Source organism: Sanguibacter sp. Leaf3, from assembly GCF_001425965.1.
GTDB classification, from domain to species: domain Bacteria; phylum Actinomycetota; class Actinomycetes; order Actinomycetales; family Cellulomonadaceae; genus Sanguibacter; species Sanguibacter inulinus.
The window spans coordinates 1,191,305-1,214,939 of the sequence record NZ_LMRH01000002.1 but is presented as its reverse complement, the minus strand read 5'-3'; the positions used below and the strand labels follow the sequence as shown (position 1 = coordinate 1,214,939).

Sequence of the window (23,635 nt, the reverse complement as noted above, 5' to 3'; positions counted from 1 at the left end):
GGTAGCGTGGGGGGATGACCTCACAGAACACTGCACAGACCCCAGTCCCGAGCGCCCAGGACGAGGTCGTCGGGATCTGTCAGGACCTGCTCCGGATCGACACGTCGAACTTCGGTGACGGGTCCGGGCCCGGCGAGCGTGCCGCGGCCGAGTACGTCATGACCTCCCTCCACGAGGTCGGCCTCGAGCCCGAGCTCTTCGAGTCCGAGCGGGGCCGCGCGAGCGTCGTGGTCCGTCTCCCGGGGCTCGACCCGACCCGGCCTGCCCTCGTGCTGCACGGTCACCTCGACGTGGTGCCCGCGCAGGCCGGCGACTGGCAGGTGGACCCCTTCGGCGGAGAAGAGATCGACGGTCTTCTCTGGGGTCGCGGTGCTGTCGACATGAAGGACATGGACGCGATGATGCTCGCGGTCGTGCGGCAGATGGTCCGCGAGGGCCGCAAGCCTGCTCGCGACGTGGTGCTCGCGTTCTTCGCCGACGAAGAGGCCGGCGGAGCGCTCGGCGCTCGGTGGGCTGTCGACCACCGCCCGGAGCTCTTCGAGGGCGCGACCGAGGCCATCAGCGAGGTCGGCGGGTTCTCCACGCAGATCAACGGGCAGCGTGCGTACCTGCTCCAGACCGCCGAGAAGGGCATCGGCTGGTTGCGCCTGATCGCCGACGGCCGGGCCGGTCACGGGTCGCAGGTGCAGACGGACAACGCCGTCGTGCACCTCGCGGCAGCCGTCGCACGCATCGGTCAGCATCGATGGCCCTACGTGATGACGCCGACCGTCGAGGCGCTCCTGCGAGGCGTCGGCGAGCTCACAGGTCTGCCCTTCGACCCCGAAGACCCCGCAGGGGTCGACGCGCTCATCGCGGCGATGGGCTCGGCTGCCAGGTTCGTCGGCGCGACAGTGCAGAACACCTCCAATCCCTCACAGCTCGCGGCAGGCTACAAGGCCAACGTGATCCCCGGGCGTGCCGAGGCGACCATCGACGCGAGGTTCCTCCCCGGCCACGAGGAGTCGGCGATGGCCACGCTCCGCGAGCTCGCGGGGGAGCACGTGCGTATCGAGCCGATCCACCAGGACATCGCCCTCGAGGTGCCCTTCAGCGGCAACCTCGTCGACGCGATGACGGCGTCGCTGCTCGCGGAAGACCCCGAGGCCGTCGTGCTCCCGTACGCGCTCTCGGGTGGGACGGACAACAAGTCGCTCGCGAGGCTCGGCATCACCGGGTACGGCTTCGCGCCGCTGCTGCTGCCCGAGACTCTCGACTTCCCGGGCATGTTCCACGGGGTCGACGAGCGCGTCCCGACAGACTCGCTCAAGTTCGGGACCCGCGTCCTCGACAGGCTGCTCGCGACCTGCTGACCCCGCGTCTGCCGGACGGCAGCGTGCGCTGGGCTGGCAGCGTGGGCTGGGCGCCAGCGTGCGCTGGCCGGCGCAGGGCGTGCCGACCGTGCGCTGACCGGATCAGCCCGTGCTGGACGAGGCAGAGGTGGCACCCGTGTGGCAGAGGGCTGCCAGGGTCAGAGGGTGCTGCGGACGCGGATGATCTTGCGTCGCAGCCAGACCCTGCGCAGCCCACCCATGTAGAGCACCGACCTGGCCAGCTCCCAGCGCCCGTACTCGGCCTCGTCGGTGAGCATGCGGCGGGTCTCCTCGGGCCTGTCCCGGTCGCGGGGGATCGTGATGACCCTGTACTCGTACTGCCCGCCGGTGTCGGCCCACATGGTCGGGCGCACGCGCGGCGGGACGGGCGGCTGGGTGTCGTCGTGCGTACGTCGTTCCATGTCTGGCACCACCTTCTCGCCTGTCGCCGGGCGCTGCCTGCGGCGCCTGGATCGCTCCGGCGAACCTACCAAACACCGCTGACACTGGCCCCGTGAAGACCACCTCGTCACCCTCGACGCACCCGCGGACAGCCCGCCCGCTGCCCGCGCAGGGCGCGACGAGAGCCCTCGGCAGGTCTGCGGGGACGTCGCACCAGCCCGGCACCGCGCCGCCGCTGGTCGAGCAGCGGCGGTGCGTGTGGAACTCGGAGCGCCTGCGTGGTGCCATTCAGCCTGGTGGGGCGCTACGGTCAGGGGTATGACCGTCGACCCTCGCGCAGCCCTTGATCGTCTCGTCGCAGCCCTCGAAGCCCACCACGCGGCCGTGAGCAGCCGGCGCGGTGACGAGGACTCCTCGGTCGACGACGCCTACGACATCCTCGCGGACGCCTTCGACGTCTACGACGAGGCTGTCGGCAACACCTACGGCGAGGCTCTCCCCTTCGTCCTCGCCGACGACGACGATGACGATGACGACGACGAGGGAGACCACGACGACGACATCGACGAGGACGACCTCGACGACGACGAGATCGACGGGGCGGACCTCGACGACGCCGACGACCAGGGGTACGCCTCGGACGGCGACCGCTGACCTGCTGACCTCGCCCGGGCAGGTACGCCCAGCCTGGTGAGGCGCTCGACCCGGGTCAGGCGCGGGCGGACTCCCGATCGTCTGCGCTGACGTCGTCGAGCGCCAGGCTCACCGCGGGCGGCAGCACGAGGTCGACAGCCCCGAGCGCGGCCCGGAGCTGACCCGGTGTGCGCGCTCCGACGACGGCGGACCCCAGGTAGTCCCGTTCGAGCAACCACGCCAGGGCCACCTCGAGAGGCTCCCGCCCGAGGCCCGCCGCTGCCGTGCACACGGCGTCGACGACCGACGACGCGGCCTCGCCCAGGTACGGCTCCACGAAGCCGGCCAGCTGTGCCGACGCACCGCGCGACCCTGCGGGGACACCACCGCGGTACTTGCCGGTGAGGACCCCGCGGCCCAGGGCCGACCACCCGATCACCCCGACGCCCAGCGCCTGTGCTGCGGGCACGACGTCGTCCTCGAGGGCGCGGGCGAGCAACGAGTGCTCGACCTCGACGGCCGCGAGCGTGACCCCGTCGGCCTGCGAGAGCCGTCCGGCGACGTACCCGGTGTGCCACGCGCCGTGGTTCGAGAGCCCGACGTACAGCGCCCGGCCTGAGGTGACGGCGTGGGAGAGCGCGTCGACGGTCTCGTCGAGGGGTGTGCCGAGGTCGGGCGCCTGCACCAGGAACAGGTCGACGTGGTCGGTCCCGAGCCGCGCGAGAGACGCGTCGAGGTCGGTGAGCAGGGCTCTGCGCGAGGAGTCGACGACGGTCCCGCGCGCTGTCTGGCGCAGCCCGCCCTTGGTGCACAGGACGAGGTCGTCGCGGTGGACGGCCGAGCCGAGGAGAGACCCGAGGATCTCCTCGCTGGCACCGTCGGCGTAGGAGCCTGCGGTGTCGACGAGGGTCCCACCGGCGTCGGTGAAGTCACGGAGCTGCTCGGCGGCGTCCTGGGCGTCGGTCTCGCGTCCCCAGGTCATCGTGCCCAGTCCGAGGGCGGACACGTGCAGGCCTGTGCGACCGAGGCGGCGGTTCTCCATCCCCGCAGACTACGTGGCCGGGCACCTCGCAGGGCCAGGGTGCGGGTAACGTGTCTCGACGTGAACGCGATCGAAGCACTCGTCCTCGGACTCGTCCAGGGCCTCACCGAGTTCCTGCCCGTCTCCTCGAGCGCGCACCTGCGCATCGTCGGCGACCTCATCGGCTCCAACGACCCTGGGGCGGCCTTCACGGCGATCACCCAGATCGGCACGGAGTCCGCGGTCCTGCTGTACTTCAGGCGCGATATCGTCACCATCTGCACTGCCTGGTGGAAGGCGTTGCGCGGCGCGGACGGCACGGGCTGGCGCGAGCGCATGGGGTCGCAGAACCACGACGCACGGATGGGCTGGTTCATCGGTCTGGGGTCGATCCCCATCGTGGTCCTCGGTCTGCTGCTCGAGAGCGCGATCGACCAGAACTTCCGCAACCTCTACCTCATCGCGCTGATGCTCGTGGTCTTCGGTCTGATCCTCGGCTGGGCCGACAAGGTCGGCCGCAAGACGCGGACCCTCGACGAGCTGACCCCGCGTCACGCGCTGTACTTCGGTCTCGCGCAGGCGATGGCCCTCGTCCCGGGCGTCTCCAGGTCTGGTGGCACCATCACCGCAGGGCTCCTCATGGGCTACTCCCGCGAGGCCGCTGCCCGGTACTCCTTCTTGCTCGCCATCCCGGCGGTCCTCGGCTCGGGCCTCTACAAGCTCTTCAGCTCCTCGGGGGAGATCGGCTCGGCCGGCGCCCCTGGAGCGGGGGCGACGCTGCTCGCGACGCTGGTCGCCTTCGTCGTCGGCTACCTGGTCATCATCGTGTTCCTCAAGATCGTCTCGACCTTCAGCTACAAGCCCTTCGTGTACTACCGCATCGGGCTCGCCGTGGTCGTCGTCGTGCTGCTCCTCGCCGGGGTGCTGACCGCCCAGGGCGGCGTCTGAGCCCTCAGGTGAGCGTCGGCGCTCAGAGCCACCCGTTGTGCTTGAAGGCGCGGTGCAGACCGACGCAGATCCCGACCATCGCGACGAGCACGCCCGGATAGCCCCACGTCCAGGCGAGCTCGGGCATGTGCTCGAAGTTCATGCCGTAGATCCCGGCCACCAGGGTGGGGACCGCCGCGATGGCGGCCCACGCGGAGATCTTGCGCATGTCTTCGTTCTGCCGCACGGACACGAGCGACAGCCGGACCGTGAGCATGTCCGAGAGCAGGCTGTCGTGGCTCTCGAGATGCTGGTCGATCCGCTCCGCGTGCGCCGTGAGTCGCTCGAGCAGCTGGCGGTCGAGGCGCAGCGGCTCGGTCGAGACCGTCGTGCGGTCGTCGCCGAGGTCCGGCAGCTCGACCGAGAGAGGGAGCAGCGCTCGACGCGCCTCGGAGATCTCGCGCTTGAGGTTGTAGAGGCGGGGGAGCGGGTCCTCGTCCAGACGGAAGGCCACCTGCTCCAGGTGCGCGACAGCGTCGCCGAGCGCGAGCTCGACGTCTGACGCACCGGCCACCAGCTCGACGAGCATCGCTGCCAGCACCGGGAGAGCACCGCGACCCTTGAGGGCGCGCTGCTCACCGAGCCGCTCGACGACCTTGTCCGTGACCCCGGCCGACCCTGACTCGGCCGAGTAGAGCACGGTCCCTGTGGCGAAGAGCACGAGACGGCCTGTGGTCACCTGCTCGTCGTCGTAGGCGGCTGTCGGGACCACGACGTAGAGGGCGTGGTCGTTCACCCGGACCACCCGGGGTGCCACGCTCGACGGACCACGGCCGATTCGTGCGAGGCGCGCCCGGATCTCGGAGACGTCCAGACCGTGCTCCTCTGCGGCGTCGAGCACGTCGGCGCCGTCCTCGACCACGAACCACCGCGCCTCGGCACGGGCGACGGCCGAGCCGGGCGTGGTCTCGTGCCAGCCGTCGGAGACACGCTCGACGGTGCGACGGACGGAGACCGGGGGCTGTGGGCTGACCATGCCTGCATTCTGGACCACGCACGGTGCGACGCGCGCCCGGTCGGCGACGTCGTACGGGACCGACCGCACACCCAGCGGGCGGGCCTGGGGGTGCCCGGCTCGGGATACTGTTGGACCGTGCTCACCTGGCCTGCCCCACAGATCCCCGAACTCCCCGGCCGCGGCGACGTCGTCCGCGTCCACGACAGCTCGACCGGCCGGCTGGTCGTCGCCTCGCAGGGGCCGTCGGCGTCGCTGTACGTCTGCGGCATCACCCCCTATGACGCGACCCACATCGGGCACGCCGCCACCTATGTCGCCTTCGACCTCCTCGGGCGGGCGTGGCGCGACGCCGGTCAGCACGTCACCTACGCGTCCAACGTCACCGACGTCGACGACCCGCTGCTCGAGCGTGCGACGGCGACAGGTGTCGACTGGCGCGACCTCGCCGTCGAGCAGACTGCGCTCTTCGCCGAAGACATGACGGCGCTCGGCGTGATCCCCCCTGACGTGTACCTCGGGGCCGTCGAGACCATCCCGCCGGTGGCCGCTGCGGTCGAAGAGCTCGTCGCAGCCGGAGCCGCCTACCGCGTGCCGCTCGAGGACGGCGCGGGCGGCGACGCCCCCGAGCTCGGAGACGTCTACGCCGACGTGACCGCCGACAGCGCCTTCGGCCAGGTGTCACGCCTCGACGAGGCGACGATGCTCGAGCTCTTCGCCGAGCGCGGGGGCGACCCCGAGCGTGCCGGCAAGCGCAACGCCCTGGACCCGCTGCTCTGGCGCCGTGAGCGTCCGGGCGAGCCGGCCTGGGAGGCCGGGAGCCTCGGGACCGGGCGTCCTGGGTGGCACATCGAGTGTGCCGTGATCGCCCGTGCAGGGCTCGGGCTGCCCTTCGACGTCCAGGGCGGTGGTTCCGACCTGCTGTTCCCGCACCACGAGATGAGCACGTCGCACGCCCGCCTCATCGGCGACGGCGAGGTCCACGGAGCCGGTGCGGCCACGCACGTCCACGCCGGGCTCGTCGCCTACCAGGGCGAGAAGATGAGCAAGTCCCGCGGCAACCTCGTGTTCGTGTCGCGTCTGCGCGCCGAGGGCGTCGAGCCGATGGCCATCCGTCTGGCCCTGCTCGCCCACCACTACCGCTCCGACTGGGAGTGGACCGACGCGAGCCTCATCGAGGGCGTGCAGCGTTTCGAGACGTGGCGCTCGGCTGTCTCCGGCAACGGCGGCCCCGACGCCGACGCGACCCTCGCGGAGGTCCGTGCCGCCCTCGCCGACGACCTCGACGCGCCCCGCGCGCTGGCCGCCGTCGACAGGTGGGCCGAGCTGTCGCTCGCCGGCACCGCCGAGCCTGTCGAGGGCGCGCCCGGAGTGATCTCACGAGCGGTCAACGCGCTCCTCGGCGTCCGGCTCTGACACGCCGCACGTCGTCATCGCCGCACGACGTCATCGCCGCACGACGTCACCGCTGGACGGCTGACGCGGACAGACGACGAGCCGGGACCCCACTCAGGGGTCCCGGCTCGTGGCGTCTCCGTGACGCTCCCTCGGCTTGAGGAGCTGGTGCTCCCCGCGAGGGACGCCGCTCAGAGATCCTTGTCGCGCCGCTTGAGGTACTGCTCGAACTCCCGCGCGATCGCCTCGCCGCTCGCCTCGGGAAGCTCGGCGGTGTCCTTCGCCTCTTCGAGCTGCTTCACGTACTCCGCGATCTCGGTGTCCTCGGTCATGAGCTTGTCGACACCGTTCTGCCACGCCTCCGCGTCCTCCTCGAGGTCCTTGAGGTCGACGGGCTCGGCGAGGAAGGCCTCGAGACGTCCGAGGATCGCCGCCGTGGCCTTGGGCGACGGTGGGTGCGCGACGTAGTGCGGCACGGCGGCCCACACGCTGAGCGAGTGGAAGCCGGCCTCGTGCGCGGCGCTGTGCAGCACCCCGACGATCCCCGTCGGACCCTCGTAGGTGTTCGCCTCGACCTCGAGCAGGTGCTGGACAGCCGGGTCGTCGGAGGTCACCGACACCGGGATCGGCCGGGTGTGCGGCACGTCGGCGAGCAGCGCGCCGAGGGTCACGACTGTCGTCACACCGAGGCTCTGGGCGATCTCGAGCAGCTCGGTGCAGTAGGACTTCCAGCGCAGCGACGGCTCGATCCCGTGGACCAGGACCACCCGGCGGCGGGTCATGGGCGGCTCGACGACCGAGATCGTGGTCGTCGGCCAGGCGAGGTGCCGGGTGCCGTCGGCCGCTGTCGAGACCATCGGCCGGTTCTCCTGGAAGTCGTGGTACTCCTCGGGGTCCAGCTCGTCGATCTTCTCGGCGCCCCACACGTCGATGAGGTGCAGCAGGGCCGAGCTCGCAGCGCTGCCGGCGTCGTTCCAGCCCTCGAAGGCCGCGAACATGATGGCGTCTTCTGCAGGGCTCGCGTCGCCGGTGTCGGGGGTGGCCTCGGAGGGGGTCTCGTCCGTCATCCCACCAGCGTAGTTGGCCCGCGCCGCCAGGACCGTGCCGGCCGCCGCCCAGCCCGCCCGGACCGACCAGCCTGCCCAGGCTGTCTCGCCCGGACCACCCGACCGGCCCCGCTCAGGGCCGCCTCACCCAGAGACCGCCGATACGATGGACGGGTGCCCACCTCACCTGATCTGAGCCCTGTCCCCGCGCCTGCCGCCGCCCCGTCCGCAGCCGCCTCCACGTCTGCGACCTCCGCCACGTCTGACATCGCGGAGGCCTCTGCCGCGGCCCGTGACGCTGCCGGCAGCGAGGTCGTGCTGCCCGCTGCCGTCCTGTGGGACATGGACGGGACGCTCATCAACTCCGAGCCGTACTGGATGGCAGCCGAGGGTGAGCTCACCCGTGAGCACGGCGTCCCGTGGACGCACGACGACGGCCTGCAGCTGGTCGGTCGTGCCCTCGTCGACTCTGCGGCGATCATGCAGCGCGCCGGTGTGCGCCTGGAGGTCCCGGAGATCATCGAGTACCTCATCTCCCGGGTGATCGCCCAGGTGAAGATCGAGGTCCCGTGGCAGGACGGCGCCGTCGAGACCCTGGCGTCGGTCCGGGCTGCCGGCATCCCGTGCGCTCTCGTGACCATGTCCTACAGGTCCTTCGCTGACGCCTTCGTCGCGCAGGCTGCCGAGGGCACCTTCGACGTGATCGTGACAGGTGACGAGGTCGCTCGCGGCAAGCCCGACCCCGAGGCCTACCTGCGGGCCGCGCAGATGCTCGGGGTCCGCATCGAGGACTGCGTCGTGGTCGAAGACTCTCCGTCCGGCATCGCGTCGGGTCTCGCATCAGGCGCACCGACCGTCGGCATCGAGGTCATGGTGCCCGTCGAGCCGCAGCCCGGGCTGAGCCGCATCCGGTCTCTGCGCTCGCTCACGCTCGAGACCCTCGGTCGGCTCGCAGCCGGTGAGGTCATCGACGAGATCGGCGTGCCCCAGACTGCCTCTCGGGCCTGAGCGCACGCTGGCACCGCGCCTCGGCTGACCGGGGCTGGAGGGGTGACAGACCTGGTCTGGCACCCGGCCCGACCCGTCCTCGTCGGGGACCGGCCTGGTCCTCGATTCTCGCTGGTCTCGACCTGGCCCCGGACCCATCCCGGCCGCGCGGTCAGGCTGCCGGGCGCACACCTGTCGCGCGCTCGACGGCGTCCGGGTCGATCTCGGGCGGCGTCCCGCCGAACTCGGGGCAGATGCTCTGGTGCGCGCACCACCCGCACAGCTTGGACCGACGCGGTGCCCAGGTCCCGGTGGTCGCGGCGGTCTCGATGCTCGACCAGATGGTCCGCACCTTCTGCTCGGTCGCGAGCAGCTCACGCTCGGTCGGCTCGCTGCGCAGCACCTGCCCGTCGCCCAGGTAGACGAGCTGGAGCATCTTGGGCATCTCGCCACGCTCGCGCCACAGGACCAGACCGTAGAACCGCATCTGGAACACCGCGGAGCTCTCGTACCCCGGCCGGGGAGACTTGCCGGACTTGTAGTCGACCACGCGCACGGCGCCGTTCGGGGCCACGTCGACGCGGTCGACGATGCCGCGCATGAGCGGCCCGCCGTCGAGCTGGGACTCCACGAACATCTCGCGCGACTCCGGCTCGAGCCGGTTCGGGTCTTCGAGGGTGAAGTACGTCGAGACCAGCCGGCCGGCGCTGTCGAGCCAGGTGTCGAGCGCAGCGGCGTCGGTGAAGAGCTCGGCGTACTCGGGCGAGGCCTCGCGGAGCCTGTCCCACTCGCCGGGAATCATGCCCTGGGCGAGCTCGACGGTCCGCTCGCCGAGCGGCGCGTCGTAGAGCTTCTCGAGGACCGAGTGCACCAGGGTCCCGCGCGCTGCGGCAGAGCTGGGCGGCTCGGGGAGCTTGTCGACCACGCGGAACCTGAACAGCAGCGGGCACTGCATGAAGTCGTTGGCACGCGACGGCGAGAGCCCTGGCCGGCGCGGGGACCGGACCACCTCGGCGACCACCCCGTCCGCAGCAGGCACGACGGCTTGTCCGTCGACCGGAGAGGCGCCGACGGTGGACGGGAGTGCTGGGGGAGTGACCGAGTGCTGCATGGAGACGAGCCTAGGGTGCGTCACCGACAGCGGTGGCACGTAGGGTGACGCCTGTGGACAAGAGCACAGGATGGGTCGTCGGCCGGATCGCGGGAGCACCGGTCCTGCTCAAGCCCTCTGCCCTGGTCATGGTCGGGGTCCTCACGCTGCTGTTCGTCCCGACGGTCCGGACGGTCAGCCCCGAGCTCGGGTCGCAGACCCTCCTGGGTGCCTTCGTCGTGGTCGTCATGCTCATGGTGTCGGTGTTCTTGCACGAGCTCGCGCACGCCCTCGCGGCGCGCGCCCACGGCATGGTCGTCCAAGAGCTCGCCCTCACGCTCTGGGGCGGGCACACGGCCTACACGGACACGAGGTCCACGCCCCGCAGCTCAGCGGTCATCGCGGTGGTCGGCCCGCTCACCAACGTCGTCCTCGCCGGGCTCGCCTGGTTCGGCTACCAGGCTCAGGCCGGGTCGTCGTCGGTCGCGCTGCTCCTCTACGTCTCCGCCTACGCCAACGCCGCCGTCGCGATCTTCAACCTGCTGCCCGGGCTCCCGCTCGACGGTGGGCAGGTCACCGAGGCGCTCGTCTGGGCTGTCACCGGCTCGCGGCTGCGCGGGACCGTCGTCGCGGCCTGGACGGGGCGGGTCCTCGCCGTCACCCTCGTCGCAGCAGCCATCGCGGTCCCCAGCCTGAGCGGTCGGCGCGTCGAGCTCCTCATGGTCGTGTGGGCCGCGCTCATCGGGTCGTTCATGTGGAGCTCGGCCTCGGCGGCGCTGGCCCAGAGCCGCCGCCGCGCGAAGATCGACGCCCTCGACCCGCGCCTGCTGGCTCGTCCCGCGGTCGCCGTGAGCGCTGACGTCACCGTCGCGCAGGCTCGCCAGATCGCCGAGGACCTCGGCGGCGACGACGCCCAGGTCCAGCTCGTCCTCGTGGCCGGGCCGCAGCCGACGACCGGGGTCGCGACAGGACAGCCCGTCGGGCTCGTCGACCATCTCGCCCTCGCAGACGTCCCGGAGAACGCCGCCGCGACGGCGCCCGTCTGGTCGGTCTCCGTCGCCCTGCCGACGGTCGCCGTGGTCGACGCGGCCCTCGCGGGGGAGCAGCTGTTCTCGGCGGTCCTGCGCGCCGCCCCGCACGCCCCGGTGTGCATCCTCGTCCTCGGCGAGCACGTCGTCGGCGCCCTCTACGCCACGGACGTCGCCCGCGCGATCTAGACTGGCGCGTTGTGACCGACGAACTGAGCTCCGCCGCACCGAGCACCTCCGCCCCCTCCGCGCCTGGCGCACCGACCGCCGTCCCTGCCGGGGCCAGCGCCACCGGGCGTCCTGAACCGACCGGAGCCCAGGTCCGCCGCGGGCCGTTCCGCCCGGGGGACCGCGTCCAGCTGACCGACCCGCGCGGCCGTCTGCACACCATCACCCTCACCGCGGGTGCTGCCTTCCACACGCACCGCGGGTACTTCCAGCACGACGAGATCATCGGCCAGACCGAGGGTTCGGTCGTCACGACCACCTCGGGGATCGAGTACCTCGCCCTGCGCCCCCTGCTGAGCGACTACACGCTCTCCATGCCGCGCGGCGCCGCGGTGGTCTACCCCAAGGACGCGGGGCAGATCGTCGCGATGGCCGACATCTACCCCGGTGCCCGGGTGATCGAGGCCGGGGTCGGCTCCGGGGCGCTGACCCTGTCGCTGCTCCGTGCTGTCGGCGACGGCGGCTCGCTCCACTCGATCGAGCGTCGCGAAGACTTCGCCGACATCGCCCGTGCCAACGTCGAGCTGTTCTTCGGCGCCCCGCACCCCGCGTGGGAGCTCTCGATCGGCGACCTCTCCGACGTCCTCCCGACTGTCGCCGAGCCCGGCTCTGTCGACCGCGTGGTCCTCGACATGCTCGCCCCGTGGGAGAACCTCGAGGCCGTGGCCGGTGCGCTCGCGCCGGGCGGCGTCCTCGTCTGCTATGTCGCGACGACCACCCAGCTGTCCCGCCTCGCCGAGGACCTCCGCGACGACGGCCGCTTCACCGAGCCCGAGGCGTGGGAGACCATGGTCCGCGGCTGGCACCTCGAAGGACTCGCCGTCAGGCCCCAGCACCGCATGGTCGGGCACACGGGCTTCTTGCTGACCACCCGCCGGATGGCTGACGGCATCGACGCGCCCGTGCGGCGTCGCCGCCCGTCCAAGGGCTCCTACCCGGTCGTCGAGGAAGAGTGGAGCGCCGAAGACCTCGGCGAGCGTGCCGTCTCGGACAAGAAGGTCCGCAGGGTCCGTCGTGACGTCACCGCGGCTGCCGCCGAGAGCGGCGTGACCGGATCGTCACAGGACGTCTCCGCGGACACAGGGGCGCACGACGACGATCTGTGACATCGTCGGACCTCACGCAGCGGAAGGGGCTCACCATGAGCGACTCGACACCCGACACCCCCCGGAGCACACCTGAGGACGCCGCCCGACGTCTTGCCGTGCTCTCTGCGCAGAACGAGCGCCTGGCCCAGGTGCTCGGCGAGGCCCGCGGCAAGATCGTCGAGCTCCAGCAGCAGATCGAGGAGTTCGCGAAGCCTCCGGGCACCTTCGCGGTGTTCCTGGAGGAGCACGGCGACGGCACCCTCGACGTCATGTCTGCGGGGCGCAAGATGCACGTCGGCGCCAGCCCGTCGGTCGACCTCTCGCGGCTGCGCCCCGGCCAGGAGGTCAGCCTCAACGAGGCCTTCGTCGTCGTCGCCGCAGGCGGGTACGAGCCTGTCGGCGAGATCGTGACCGTCAAAGAGCTGCTCGACGACGGCCGCGCCCTCGTGGTCGGCCGCTCGGACGAGGAGCGGGTCGTGCGCCTCGCCGGCTCGCTCGTGGGTGCGCCGCTGCGCGCGGGCGACGCGCTCACCGTCGACACGCGGTCGGGCTTCGTCTACGAGCGCATCCCGAAGGCCGAGGTCGAGGACCTCGTGCTCGAGGAGGTCCCGGACATCGACTACAGCGACATCGGCGGGCTCGGTCCGCAGATCGAGCAGATCCGCGACGCCGTCGAGCTGCCCTTCAACCACCCCGACCTCTTCCGCGAGCACGGGCTGCGCCCGCCGAAGGGCATCTTGCTCTACGGCCCGCCCGGCTGTGGCAAGACGCTCATCGCCAAGGCTGTCGCCAACTCCCTCGCGGCAGCCGTGGCACGACGCGCGGCGGCCGCAGCGGCAGACGGCCCGACCGACGGTGTCCCGGCGGTCGTCGAGACCGCCAACCAGGCGAAGAGCTATTTCCTCAACGTCAAGGGCCCCGAGCTGCTCAACAAGTACGTGGGGGAGACCGAGCGGCACATCCGGCTGATCTTCTCCCGTGCTCGCGAGAAGGCCTCGCAGGGCTACCCGGTCGTGGTGTTCTTCGACGAGATGGAGTCGCTGTTCCGCACCCGCGGGACGGGCCTGTCCTCGGACGTCGAGACGACGATCGTCCCGCAGCTGCTGAGCGAGATCGACGGCGTCGAGCGTCTCGACAACGTCATCGTCATCGGGGCGTCCAACCGTGAAGACATGATCGACCCGGCGATCCTGCGCCCTGGTCGCCTCGACGTGAAGATCAAGATCGAGAGGCCCGACCCCGAGGGGGCCCGCGAGATCTTCGCGAAGTACCTCACGGCAGACCTGCCGATCCACGCGGACGACCTCGCCGAGCACCTGGGCGACACGGCGGCCGTGGTCGACGGCATGATCCAGCGGGTCGTCGAGCGGATGTACGCCGACACCGAGGAGAACCAGTTCCTCGAGGTGACCTATGCCTCCGGGGACAAGGAGACGCTGTACTTCAAGGACTTCAACTCGGGCGCCATGATCCAGAACATCGTCGACAGGGCGAAGAAGTCGGCGATCAAGGACTTCCTCGCGACCGGGCAGCGCGGCATCCGCGTGGAGCACCTGGTGACGGCCTGCGTCGACGAGTTCAAGGAGAACGAAGACCTGCCCAACACCACCAACCCCGACGACTGGGCGCGGATCTCGGGCAAGAAGGGCGAGCGCATCGTCTTCATCCGCACGATCGTCCAGGACAAGAACGGCTCGGGTCGCACGGCGGCTGGCCGGACCATCGAGACGGCGACGAGCACCGGGCAGTACCTGTAGCGCGTCGACCCTGGTCCCGGCACCCCTGAGCTGCGCGCCGGGGCTAGGGTTGGACGCGTGACTGTGCGACGCGTGATGGGGATCGAGACCGAGTACGGCGTCCTCCAGCAGGGCAACCCGATGGCCAACCCGATGCTCATGTCGAGCCAGGTGGTGACCGCCTACAGGGCGATCAGCTCCTCGGCCCGCTCGAGGGCCCGGTGGGACTACGACGACGAAGACCCCTTGCTCGACGCCCGGGGCTTCCACGTGCGCCGGGCCTCGGCGCACCCGTCGCTGCTCACCGACGACCCCAGCCGCCCCGCGCCGTCAGGCCCGACCGCGGGCGAGGCGCAGGTCCAGAGCATCGAGCGCCCGACCACCGAGGCCTACGACGACCCGAGCGCAGCGAACGCGATCCTCACGAACGGCGCCAGGCTGTACGTCGACCACGCGCACCCCGAGTACTCCTCGCCCGAGGTCACCAACCCGCTCGACGGCGTGCGCTGGGACGTGGCGGGGGAGCGCGTCATGGTCGCCGCCGCCCGCGAGGTCGCCGCGCACATGGGGGTCGACCTCCAGCTGTACAAGAACAACGTCGACGGCAAGGGCGCGAGCTACGGCACCCACGAGAACTACCTCGTCGACCGTCAGGTCCCCTTCGGCATCATCACCGAGCTGCTGACCACCTTCCTCGTCACGCGCACGGTGTTCACAGGCTCCGGTCGTGTGGGGCTCGGACCCGTCGGCCAGGAGGCCGGCTTCCAGATGTCGCAGCGCGCGGACTACATGGAGGCCGAGGTCGGCCTCGAGACGACGCTGCGACGCCCGATCGTCAACACCCGCGACGAGCCGCACGCCGACCGCAGCCGGTGGCGCCGTCTGCACCTGATCATCGGAGACGCGAACCTCTTCGAGACCGCGACATATCTCAAGCTCGGCACGACGTCGGCTGTCCTGTGGGTGCTCGAGCACCTGGACGAGATCCCCGGCGCGCAGGCCGCGCTCGCCGCGCTGCGCCTCCGCGACCCCGTCGCCGCGGTCTCGCAGGTGAGCCGCGACCTCGAGCTCGACTACGGGCTCGAGCTCGCGGACGGTCGGCGGATGACGGCCGTCGCGCTCCAGCACGCCTACCTCGAGGTGGTGAGGGCGGGGGTCGAGGCGATCGGCTCTGGTGACACCGTGACCGACGACGTCCTCGACCGCTGGGGCAGCGTCCTGGACCGGCTCGTGACCGACAGGGCGTCGTGCGCCCGCGACGTCGAGTGGGTCGCAAAGCTGCGTCTGCTCGAGGGACTGCGCCGACGCGACAACCTCGCCTGGGACCACCCCCGGCTGCGCGCGATGGACCTGCAGTGGTCGGACGTGCGCCCCGAGCGCAGCATCTACCACCGTCTGCTCGCCAAGGGCGCAGTCGAGCGCCTCGTCACGGAGGAGTCCGTGATGGCCGCGGTCGCGCACCCGCCGACGGACACCCGCGCCTACTTCCGCGGAGAGGTCATGGCGCGCTTCCCCGCGATGGTCTCGGCGGCGAGCTGGGACTCCGTCATCTTCGACCTGCCGGGGGCCCCGTCCCTGCAGCGTGTCCCGATGATGGACCCGTGGCGCGGCACCGAGCAGCACGTCGGCCGGCTGTTCGCCGAGCGGCCCGACGCCGAGGAGTTCCTCGCCGCGCTGCTCGGCTGAGCCGCCGACCTGCGACGCCACCTGTGGACTCGCCGCTCGTCGGACGCGCTGATGTGGTGAGATGGGAGTCAGTCGACGCCCTCGGGGTGACGCACCTCAGGCAAGGAGGACCACATGGCCGGCCAGGAACGCCAGCAGCACTCGCCGCAGGACCGCGAGCCCGACGACGCAGCACCGGCGCCAGCCCCCGCGGCGGCCCAGGCGCGCGACGCCGAGGTCGACGCGCTGCTCGACGAGATCGACGACGTGCTCGAGACGAACGCCGAGTCCTTCGTCCGTGGATTTGTGCAGAAGGGTGGGCAGTGACCCGCCATGACGGCTGAGCACCCTGCACGGCTCCCGAGCTCGTTCATGACGCCGGGCAGCTCGTCCTTCGTCGAGTTCCTCGCCGCGCACGACCCCTCGCTGCTGCCGTCGTCGCGCACGCTCCCGTCGGGCTCTGCGCCGCCAGCACCGCACGGCACGACCATCGTCGCCGCGTCCTTCGACGGCGGCGTCGTCATGGCCGGGGACCGCCGCGCGACCGCCGGCTCGATGATCGCGCACCGCGAGATCGAGAAGGTGTTCCCTGCGGACGAGTACTCGGCTGTCGGGATCGCGGGGACCGCCGGGCTCGCCCTCGAGCTCGTCAGGCTGTTCCAGCTCGAGCTCGAGCACTACGAGAAGATCGAGGGCACGCTGCTCTCCCTCGACGGCAAGGCGAACCGCCTGTCGACCATGATCCGCGGCAACCTCGGGCTCGCGATGCAGGGGCTCGCCGTCGTCCCGCTCTTCGCAGGTTTTGACCTCGTCGCGCGTCGCGGCCGCATCTTCTCCTACGACGTCACGGGCGGACGGTACGAAGAGCTCGACCACCACAGCGTGGGGTCGGGGTCGGTCTTCGCCCGGGGTGCCCTCAAGAAGCTGTGGCGACCCGGTCTCGACGCCCAGGGCGCCGTGCGGGTGGTCGTCGAGGCGCTCTTCGACGCCGCCGACGACGACTCGGCGACCGGCGGCCCCGACGCGGTCCGCCAGATCTGGCCCGTGGTCGCCACGGTCAGCGAGGCGGGCTATCTGCGTCTGGCAGACGACGAGCTCGAGAGCGTCGTCGACGACATCTCGCTCGAGCGGACCCGGCAGGCCCGCTCGTCCCGCACCCGCCACGGATCGCTCGGAGGAGACCTGCGATGAGCATGCCGTTCTACGTCTCGCCCGAGCAGCTGATGAAGGACCGCGCCGACTACGCGCGCAAGGGCATCGCCCGCGGCAGGTCTGTCGTCGTCGCCGCCTACGAGGGCGGTATCGCCTTCGCGACCGAGAACCCCTCGCGCGCGCTGCACAAGATCTCCGAGATCTACGACCGCATCGCCTTCGCGGCCGTCGGCAAGTACAACGAGTTCGAGAACCTGCGGGTCGCCGGTGTCAGGTACGCAGACCTGCGCGGCTATTCCTACGACCGCTCGGACGTCGACGCCCGCGGCCTCGCTAACGCCTACGCCCAGACGCTCGGCACGGTGTTCACGACAGAGTCGAAGCCCCTCGAGGTCGAGATCGTCGTCGCCCAGGTCGGGGCGACCTCCGAGCACGACCAGATCTACAGGCTCTCCTACGACGGTTCGGTCGCCGACGAGCACGGCTTCGTCGTGATGGGCGGGCAGGCCGAGCAGCTCGGGACGGCGATGACCGAGCGCTGGCGCCCGGGTCTGACCCTGGCCGAGGTCCTCGTGCTCGTGCGCGAGGTGCTCGCCGGTCCTGCTGCCCCCGACGGCGAGGCACGCGAGATCCCCGCTGCTCACCTCGAGGTCGCGGTGCTCGACCGCAGCCGACCACGCCGTGCCTTCCGCAGGCTCTCGGGCGACGTGCTCGACGACCTCCTGGCGGTCGAACCGTCACGCCCGGCTGGTGCTGGGCCCGAGTCCTCCGACCCGGCGGGACCGACTACCACGACCGACACCTCAGGAGACCCCGCATGAGCACCCGCCGGATCTTCGGCCTCGAGACCGAGTACGGCATCACCTGCGCAGCGCCCGCGGGCCAGCAAGGGCTCTCCGCCGACGAGGTCGCGCGCTACCTGTTCCGCAAGGTCGTCGCCTGGGGCCGGTCCTCCAACGTGTTCTTGCGCAACGGGTCCAGGCTGTACCTCGACGTCGGCTCGCACCCCGAGTACGCGACGGCCGAGTGCGACGACATCCGCCAGCTCATCACCTACGACCGCGGCGGGGAGCGCATCCTCGAAGGGCTCGTGGCGGACGCCCAGCAGCGCCTCGAGGTCGAGGGCATCCCGGGCTCGATCCACCTGTTCAAGAACAACACCGACTCGGCAGGCAACTCCTACGGCTGCCACGAGAACTATCTCGTGCGCCGGCAGGGGGACTTCACGCGCCTGGCCGACATCCTCGTGCCCTTCCTCATCACCCGGCAGGTCCTCACCGGCGCTGGCAAGATCCTCCCCACCCCGGGTGGCGCGACCTTCTGCCTGTCCCAGCGTGCTGACCACATCTGGGAGTCGGTGTCGAGCGCGACCACCCGGTCGCGGCCGATCATCAACACGCGCGACGAGCCGCACGCCGACGCCGAGCTGTACAGGCGCCTGCACGTGATCGTCGGCGACTCGACGATGGCCGAGCCCACCGCGATGCTCAAGGTCGGCGCGACCGACATGGTGCTGCGCATGATCGAGGCGGGTGTCCCGATGCGCGACATGGCGCTCGAGAACCCCATGCGTGCCATCCGTGAGATCAGCCACGACATGACGGGCAAGGCGCCCGTCACGCTGGCCTCGGGCCGGACCGTCACCGCGATCGACCTCCAGCAGGAATACCTGGTGCGGGTCCGCGACTTCGTCGAGGCGTCGGGGGAGATCTCCGAGACCGACCGCAAGGTCTTCGACCTCTGGGAGCGCGGGCTGCTCGCGCTCCAGTCGGGAGACCTCACGAGCGTCGAGCGCGAGCTCGACTGGGTGATCAAGCACCGCCTGATCCGCCGCTACCAGGAGAAGCACTCCCTCGAGCTGACCGATCCTCGCATCGCACGGCTCGACCTGGCGTACCACGACATCTCGCGCACCGAGGGGCTGTACAACCTGCTGGCCGCACGTGGACTGGTCGAGCGTGTGACGAGCGACGTCGAGGTGCTCGAGTCGACGGCCGTCCCGCCGCAGACCACCCGGGCCAGGCTGCGCGGCGAGTTCGTCCGCAAGGCTCAGGAGGCCAAGCGCGACTACACGGTCGACTGGGTGCACCTCAAGCTCAACGACCAGGCGCAGCGCACCGTGCTGTGCAAGGACCCGTTCCAGAGCGTCGACGAGAGGGTCGACAGGCTCATCGAGAGCATGTGAGGGGGGCCACGCCCGCCGCAGCCGTCTGGGCGGGCGTGCTCCACGAGTCCTCCACGACCGCTCGATACGATGACGGGATGCCCCGAGACCACCGCCGCAGCTCCACGTCCAGGATCCGTGCCGCCTGGGCGGCGCCGGCCCTCGCCCTCGTGCTCGCACTCACGGCCTGCGGACCCGGCGACGACGAGGCCCCGGAACCCGTCCCGACCGCCGAGCCGACGATCGGTGTCACCGGGACCGGCGGCACCGTCCCCACGCTCGACTTCCAGACCCCGCTGACACTCTCGGACCCCGTCGAAGAGGTCGTCTGGGAAGGCGCCGGTGACCCGTTGGTCGACGGAGGTCCCGTCCTGCTCCGCGTGTACACGGTGAGCGGGACCGACGGCAGCGTCGTCCGGGACGACTTCGCGTCTGTGCCGGCCGCCTACCTCATGACCCCCGACTCGATCGGCTCCGAGCTGTACACGGTCCTCGAGGGCCACTCCGTCGGGGCGCGCATCATGTACGCCGCAGCGACCGACGGCACGCCTCTCGTCTCGACCATCGACATCTTGCCGACGAGCGCCTCGGGTGACATCAGCGACCCCGAGGCCGGTCTGCCGAGCGTCGAGCACGGTGAGGGTGGCGTCCCCACGGTGACCATCCCCGAGGGGACCGAGCCGCCTGCCGAGCCTGTCGTGCGCCAGATCATCCGCGGCACCGGTGGGCAGGTGGCGAGCGGCCAGCAGGTCGTCATCCAGTTCGTCGCCGTGAAGTGGTCGACAGGTGAGGTCTTCGACACGACGTGGGGGGAGGGGCGTCTGCCCCAGACCGTCACGCTCGGCACCGACCAGCTGATCGAGGGCTTCGACGAGGGGCTTGTCGACCTGCCCGTCGGGAGCGAGGTCATGCTCGTCGTCCCGCCCGGCCTGGCCTTCGGCCCGAGCGGCAACGAGCTCGCGTCCGAGACCCTCGTCTACGTGGTCGATATACTCGCGGTGTCTCCTCCGGCCTGACCGCGGGAGCTGTCCGCGGCCCTGAGCCCGGACGAGTCCCCAGGAAGCAGGAGTGCATGTCTGTCTCGGTCCGCGTCATCCCGTGCCTCGACGTCGACGCCGGTCGTGTCGTCAAGGGTGTCAACTTCGAGAACCTGCGCGACGCCGGTGACCCTGTCGAGCTCGCGCGGACCTATGACGCCGCTGGCGCCGACGAGCTGACCTTCCTCGACGTGTCTGCGTCCTCCGGCAACCGCGAGACCACCTACGACGTGGTCCGCCGGACCGCCGAGCAGGTCTTCATCCCGCTGACCGTCGGCGGCGGCGTCCGCACGGTCGAGGACGTCGACAGGCTGCTGCGCGCCGGAGCGGACAAGGTCGGTGTCAACACTGCGGCGATCGCGCGTCCCGAGCTCATCTCCGAGATCGCCGACAGGTTCGGCAGCCAGGTCCTCGTGCTCTCGGTCGACGCACGACGCGTACGCGACGGCGTCGAGACCGCCTCGGGCTACGAGGTGACCACGCACGGCGGCAGGCAGGGAACGGGCATCGACGCCGTCGAGTGGGCCGCACGCGCGGCGACGCTCGGTGCCGGCGAGATCTTGCTCAACTCGATGGACGCCGACGGCACCTACGACGGCTACGACCTCGAGATGTTCGCGCAGGTGCGGTCCGAGGTGCGCGTCCCGCTCATCGCGAGCGGCGGGGCGAGCAGCCCTGCAGACTTCTCGGCGGCGGCGAAGGCCGGGGCCGACGCCGTCCTGGCTGCGAGCGTCTTCCACTTCGGGCGGCTGACGATCGACCAGGTGAAGCAGGCCATGGCCGCTGACGGGGTCCCCGTCCGCCTGTGACCGCGATGCCTCGGTGACGGGGCGCCAGAGACGACGACGAAGCCAGGATGCCCTCCCGCAGGTGGCAGCCTGGCTTCGTGCTTCGTGCTTCGTGCTCAGGCTTGGCTCGACGCGCCGCCCGGCCCGGGGAACCTCGCGAGGAGCGCTCGGACGTCGGCGGCGTCCCCCTGGAACGTCAGCTCTGTGCTGGTCCCGCGGCCGAAGGCGAAGAGGATCACGTCGGCCAGCTCTCCGGTCACGACCACGGTGCCGGCCCCCGACCGCGGCTTGCGCGCGACGACCCGCGGGCCGTCGGTCACGACGAGGACGACCCCGACAGGTGCCGGGCGGAGCAGCATCCTCGAGAACAGCCGGAACTGCTTCCACAGCGCCTTCGCGTAGTCGGGGCCGATCTCGGTCGAGCGCGCGCCGTCAGGTCCGGCGCGGCGGACGTCCTCGGAGTGGACGAACAGCTCGAGCAGGTTCATCTGCTCGGAGAACCAGTATCCCGGGCTGAGGCGCCCTGGGCCCTCGGCGACCTGCGCGACCAGGGCGGCATAGCCCTGGGGGTCGGCAGACGTCGCCGCGACAGACTCGAGCCGACCTGGGGACATCCGCCACGGGGTCCTGTCGCGGAGCACCAGGTGCGCGGCGAGGTGCTGCGTCTGCCAGCCTGCGCACAGCGTCGGGGCTCCGGGGCCCGCTGCGAGCAGGGTCTGGGCGAGGTCCGCGCGCTCGGTGGCGCTCCAGGTGTGGGTCATGGCCCCATCCTGGCACGGCGCCCCCGGCCGGGCATGCTGCGGCGCCAGCCTGTGGACCCGCGTCGCAGCAGGTGGCGACGGTGACAGCCCTCGACCAGCCAGGGCCCGTGTCGGTGGCTTGTGAGAACATTGTTCACTCCCTCTGGAAGGACCCTCTCCGTGACCTCGCACGCCCTCACGGGTTCACGCACACGCCGTTCTGCCGTCCTCATCGGTCGCGGTCTGCGCACCGAACCCGTCGTCTACTTCTGGGCCATCGGGGCCTCGGCGCTCTTCGGCGGACTCACCGTCGCGATCAGCCAGGTCCTCGGACGGGTCACCGACACGATCGTCGTCCCGGCCCTCGACGGGTCGAGCCCGGCCGGACGAGCCTGGATCGGTGGCCTCGTGCTCGCCGCCGTCGGCCTCGGCCTCGCGCTGAGCGTCGCGGCCCGCCGCATCTACGCGGGCATCGGGCTGTCCAACCTGCAGGCCCACCACAGGCGCGCGGTCACCCGCCGGTACCTCGAGCTGCCGATGTCCTGGCACCGGGCGCACCCCACGGGGCAGCTCTTGTCGAACGTCAGCTCGGACGTCGAGGCGGCCACAGGGGTCTTCACGCCCCTGCCCTTCGCCCTCGGTGTCTGCGTGATGATCGTCATCGCCGCCGTCGCGCTGCTGAGCATCGACGTCTGGCTGGCCGCCGCAGCCCTGGTCGTGCTGCCTCTCGCGGTCTTGGTCAACCTCGTCTTCCAGAAGTACATGTCACCGGCGATCACCCGCGCGCAGCAGCTGCGCGCCGAGGTGGCCGACGTCGCCCACGAGAGCTTCGAGGCAGCGCTGCTCGTCAAGGCCCTGGGCACCGAAGACCGCGAAGAGGCACGCTTCGCCGAGAAGGCCGGCGAGCTGCGGGCCGCGAACATCAAGGTCGGCAAGGTCCGGGCGTCCTTCGACCCGATCATCGAGTTCCTGCCCTCGGTCGGCACTCTCCTGGTGCTCCTCGTGGGTACCTCGAGGGTCTCGGGCGGGTACGTCGACACGGGCCAGGTGGTCTCGGCGGCCTACCTGCTGACGATGATGGCGGTCCCGGTCCGAGCCTTCGGCTGGGTCCTCGGTGAGCTGCCGCGCGGGCTCGTCGGCCACGACCGCATCGCGCAGGTGCTCGACGCACCGGGCGCGCTCTCGGTCGGCACCAGGACCCGGCCTGCGCGGGCCGCCGGCCCGGACGGCGCGCCGACAGGACTCCAGTTCCGCATGGACGGCGTCGGTGTCCAGGTCCCCGGCTCGAACGGACCGATCACCATCCTCGAGGGCGTCGACCTCGTGGTCGAGCCCGGGGAGACTCTCGCCGTGGTCGGACCGACGGGCTCGGGCAAGACGACCCTCGTCTCGCTGCTCAGCCGGCTCTCCGACCCCAGCAGCGGACGCGTCCTGCTCGACGGCGTCGACGCCCGCGAGCTGACGGCCGAGGCCATCACCGGAGCCGTCGCCTTCGTCTCGCAGACCACCTTCATCTTCGAAGACACGATCCGCGGCAACATCACGCTCGCCGACGTAGGGGACCAGGGCTCCTACACCGACGACGAGGTGTGGCAGGCCCTCGAGCTGGCTCGTGTCGCCGACGTGGTCCGCGCGCTGCCCGGTGGCCTCGACGCACCGCTCGGCGAGCGGGGCGCGAACCTCTCCGGCGGTCAGCGCCAGCGCGTCGCGATCGCGCGGGCGCTCGTGCGCCGACCGAGCCTGCTGGTGCTCGACGACGCGACCTCGGCCGTCGACCCCGAGGTCGAGCAGGCCATCCTCGCCGGTCTGCGGGCCGGCGCAGGGACGACCGTGGTCATGGTCGCCTACCGCATGTCGAGCGTCTCGCTCGCCGACAGGGTGGCCCACCTCGAGTCTGGTCGCGTCGTCGACGTCGGTACCGCGGCCGAGCTCCTGACCCGAGACGAAGGATTCCAAGACCTCGCACTCGCGTACCAGCGCGAGGCGACCCGACGAGAGGACGAGGCGTGAGCGCCGACAGCACGACGGGCGCCGGCTCGAAGGGCAAGAGCTCGAGGCTGAAGAGGGTGACGCGGAAGAGTGCGGAGGAGCAGGGTTCCACGACGCCGGTCTCCGGTGCTCCCGACTCCGACAGCCACAGC

General features: G+C 71.1%; 22 protein-coding genes. 16 read left to right on the top strand and 6 right to left on the bottom strand.

The features are described from left to right. Window positions 1-14 precede the first annotated feature (14 nt). Window positions 15-1,352, top strand: a complete 1,338-nt coding sequence (locus tag ASG53_RS12805; protein WP_056133592.1) for a M20/M25/M40 family metallo-hydrolase — start codon at window positions 15-17, stop codon at window positions 1,350-1,352. A 158-nt stretch (window positions 1,353-1,510) separates the two neighbouring features. Here ASG53_RS12805 and ASG53_RS12800 read toward each other — a convergent pair whose 3' ends face one another. Continuing rightward, window positions 1,511-1,714 carry a DUF5703 family protein gene (locus ASG53_RS12800; RefSeq protein ID WP_056134290.1) on the bottom strand — a complete coding sequence of 68 codons (204 nt, stop codon included), beginning with the start codon at window positions 1,712-1,714 and terminating at the stop codon, window positions 1,511-1,513. A gap of 358 nt (window positions 1,715-2,072) precedes the next feature. Here ASG53_RS12800 and ASG53_RS20145 point away from each other — a divergent pair, with 358 nt between their 5' ends. Continuing rightward, window positions 2,073-2,408, top strand: a complete 336-nt coding sequence (locus ASG53_RS20145; RefSeq protein WP_056133589.1) for a hypothetical protein — start codon at window positions 2,073-2,075, stop codon at window positions 2,406-2,408. A 55-nt stretch (window positions 2,409-2,463) separates the two neighbouring features. Here the strand turns inward: ASG53_RS20145 and ASG53_RS12790 are convergent, their stop codons facing one another. Then, on the bottom strand, window positions 2,464-3,429 hold the full coding sequence (locus ASG53_RS12790) for an aldo/keto reductase (protein ID WP_056133586.1): 966 nt from the start codon (window positions 3,427-3,429) through the stop codon (window positions 2,464-2,466). 60 nt (window positions 3,430-3,489) lie between these two features. Between ASG53_RS12790 and ASG53_RS12785 the strand changes: the two genes are divergently transcribed. Further along, on the top strand, window positions 3,490-4,356 hold the full coding sequence (locus ASG53_RS12785; protein ID WP_056133583.1) for an undecaprenyl-diphosphate phosphatase: 867 nt from the start codon (window positions 3,490-3,492) through the stop codon (window positions 4,354-4,356). A 22-nt stretch (window positions 4,357-4,378) separates the two neighbouring features. Here ASG53_RS12785 and ASG53_RS12780 read toward each other — a convergent pair whose 3' ends face one another. Beyond that, on the bottom strand, window positions 4,379-5,371 hold the full coding sequence (locus ASG53_RS12780; protein ID WP_156382784.1) for a magnesium and cobalt transport protein CorA: 993 nt from the start codon (window positions 5,369-5,371) through the stop codon (window positions 4,379-4,381). A 117-nt stretch (window positions 5,372-5,488) separates the two neighbouring features. Here ASG53_RS12780 and mshC point away from each other — a divergent pair, with 117 nt between their 5' ends. Next, window positions 5,489-6,766, top strand: coding sequence for a cysteine--1-D-myo-inosityl 2-amino-2-deoxy-alpha-D-glucopyranoside ligase (gene mshC, locus ASG53_RS12775; protein WP_056133577.1), 1,278 nt, complete (start codon window positions 5,489-5,491; stop codon window positions 6,764-6,766). A 170-nt stretch (window positions 6,767-6,936) separates the two neighbouring features. On the opposite strand, the gene ASG53_RS12770 is transcribed toward mshC, so the two are convergent. Then, a complete protein-coding gene (locus ASG53_RS12770) occupies window positions 6,937-7,812 on the bottom strand; it encodes a PAC2 family protein (RefSeq protein ID WP_056133574.1) in 876 nt (291 codons plus the stop codon). Between the two features lie 153 nt (window positions 7,813-7,965). Between ASG53_RS12770 and ASG53_RS12765 the strand changes: the two genes are divergently transcribed. Then, the gene (locus tag ASG53_RS12765) at window positions 7,966-8,799 is read left to right on the top strand and encodes an HAD family hydrolase (protein ID WP_082544013.1); all 834 of its coding nucleotides are present in this window, start codon (window positions 7,966-7,968) and stop codon (window positions 8,797-8,799) included. 151 nt (window positions 8,800-8,950) lie between these two features. Here ASG53_RS12765 and ASG53_RS12760 read toward each other — a convergent pair whose 3' ends face one another. Beyond that, the gene (locus tag ASG53_RS12760; RefSeq protein ID WP_268793427.1) at window positions 8,951-9,889 is read right to left on the bottom strand and encodes a RecB family exonuclease; all 939 of its coding nucleotides are present in this window, start codon (window positions 9,887-9,889) and stop codon (window positions 8,951-8,953) included. A gap of 53 nt (window positions 9,890-9,942) precedes the next feature. Between ASG53_RS12760 and ASG53_RS12755 the strand changes: the two genes are divergently transcribed. From ASG53_RS12755 to hisF, 10 genes are all read left to right on the top strand, one after another. Continuing rightward, entirely contained in the window at window positions 9,943-11,085 is a 1,143-nt protein-coding gene (locus ASG53_RS12755; RefSeq protein ID WP_056133571.1) for a site-2 protease family protein, read from the top strand. Window positions 11,086-11,096: 11 nt separating this feature from the next. Continuing rightward, window positions 11,097-12,230 (top strand): tRNA (adenine-N1)-methyltransferase, encoded by a 1,134-nt coding sequence (locus tag ASG53_RS12750; protein WP_056133569.1) that lies wholly within the window; start codon window positions 11,097-11,099, stop codon window positions 12,228-12,230. A 35-nt stretch (window positions 12,231-12,265) separates the two neighbouring features. Then, window positions 12,266-13,969, top strand: coding sequence for a proteasome ATPase (arc, locus tag ASG53_RS12745; protein ID WP_056134280.1), 1,704 nt, complete (start codon window positions 12,266-12,268; stop codon window positions 13,967-13,969). Window positions 13,970-14,044: 75 nt separating this feature from the next. Then, window positions 14,045-15,634, top strand: a complete 1,590-nt coding sequence (gene dop / locus ASG53_RS12740; RefSeq protein ID WP_056133566.1) for a depupylase/deamidase Dop — start codon at window positions 14,045-14,047, stop codon at window positions 15,632-15,634. A 114-nt stretch (window positions 15,635-15,748) separates the two neighbouring features. Further along, the gene (locus ASG53_RS12735; RefSeq protein WP_056133564.1) at window positions 15,749-15,940 is read left to right on the top strand and encodes a ubiquitin-like protein Pup; all 192 of its coding nucleotides are present in this window, start codon (window positions 15,749-15,751) and stop codon (window positions 15,938-15,940) included. Between the two features lie 6 nt (window positions 15,941-15,946). Further along, complete coding sequence (gene prcB / locus ASG53_RS12730; protein ID WP_056133561.1) at window positions 15,947-16,804, top strand: proteasome subunit beta; 858 nt, start codon at window positions 15,947-15,949, stop codon at window positions 16,802-16,804. After that, window positions 16,801-17,586: a proteasome subunit alpha gene (gene prcA / locus ASG53_RS12725; protein ID WP_056133559.1), complete on the top strand. Its 786-nt coding sequence runs from the start codon at window positions 16,801-16,803 to the stop codon at window positions 17,584-17,586. Before prcB ends, prcA begins: the two co-directional genes overlap by 4 nt. Continuing rightward, on the top strand, window positions 17,583-18,950 hold the full coding sequence (gene pafA, locus ASG53_RS12720; protein WP_056133556.1) for a Pup--protein ligase: 1,368 nt from the start codon (window positions 17,583-17,585) through the stop codon (window positions 18,948-18,950). Before prcA ends, pafA begins: the two co-directional genes overlap by 4 nt. 77 nt (window positions 18,951-19,027) lie before the next feature. Beyond that, on the top strand, window positions 19,028-19,945 hold the full coding sequence (locus tag ASG53_RS12715; RefSeq protein WP_156382783.1) for an FKBP-type peptidyl-prolyl cis-trans isomerase: 918 nt from the start codon (window positions 19,028-19,030) through the stop codon (window positions 19,943-19,945). 56 nt (window positions 19,946-20,001) lie between these two features. Beyond that, window positions 20,002-20,775 carry an imidazole glycerol phosphate synthase subunit HisF gene (gene hisF / locus ASG53_RS12710; protein ID WP_056133550.1) on the top strand — a complete coding sequence of 258 codons (774 nt, stop codon included), beginning with the start codon at window positions 20,002-20,004 and terminating at the stop codon, window positions 20,773-20,775. A 95-nt stretch (window positions 20,776-20,870) separates the two neighbouring features. Here the strand turns inward: hisF and ASG53_RS12705 are convergent, their stop codons facing one another. Further along, window positions 20,871-21,515, bottom strand: coding sequence for a TIGR03085 family metal-binding protein (locus ASG53_RS12705; RefSeq protein ID WP_056133547.1), 645 nt, complete (start codon window positions 21,513-21,515; stop codon window positions 20,871-20,873). Window positions 21,516-21,674: 159 nt separating this feature from the next. Between ASG53_RS12705 and ASG53_RS12700 the strand changes: the two genes are divergently transcribed. After that, window positions 21,675-23,504, top strand: a complete 1,830-nt coding sequence (locus ASG53_RS12700; protein WP_056133545.1) for an ABC transporter ATP-binding protein — start codon at window positions 21,675-21,677, stop codon at window positions 23,502-23,504. Window positions 23,505-23,635 lie beyond the last annotated feature (131 nt).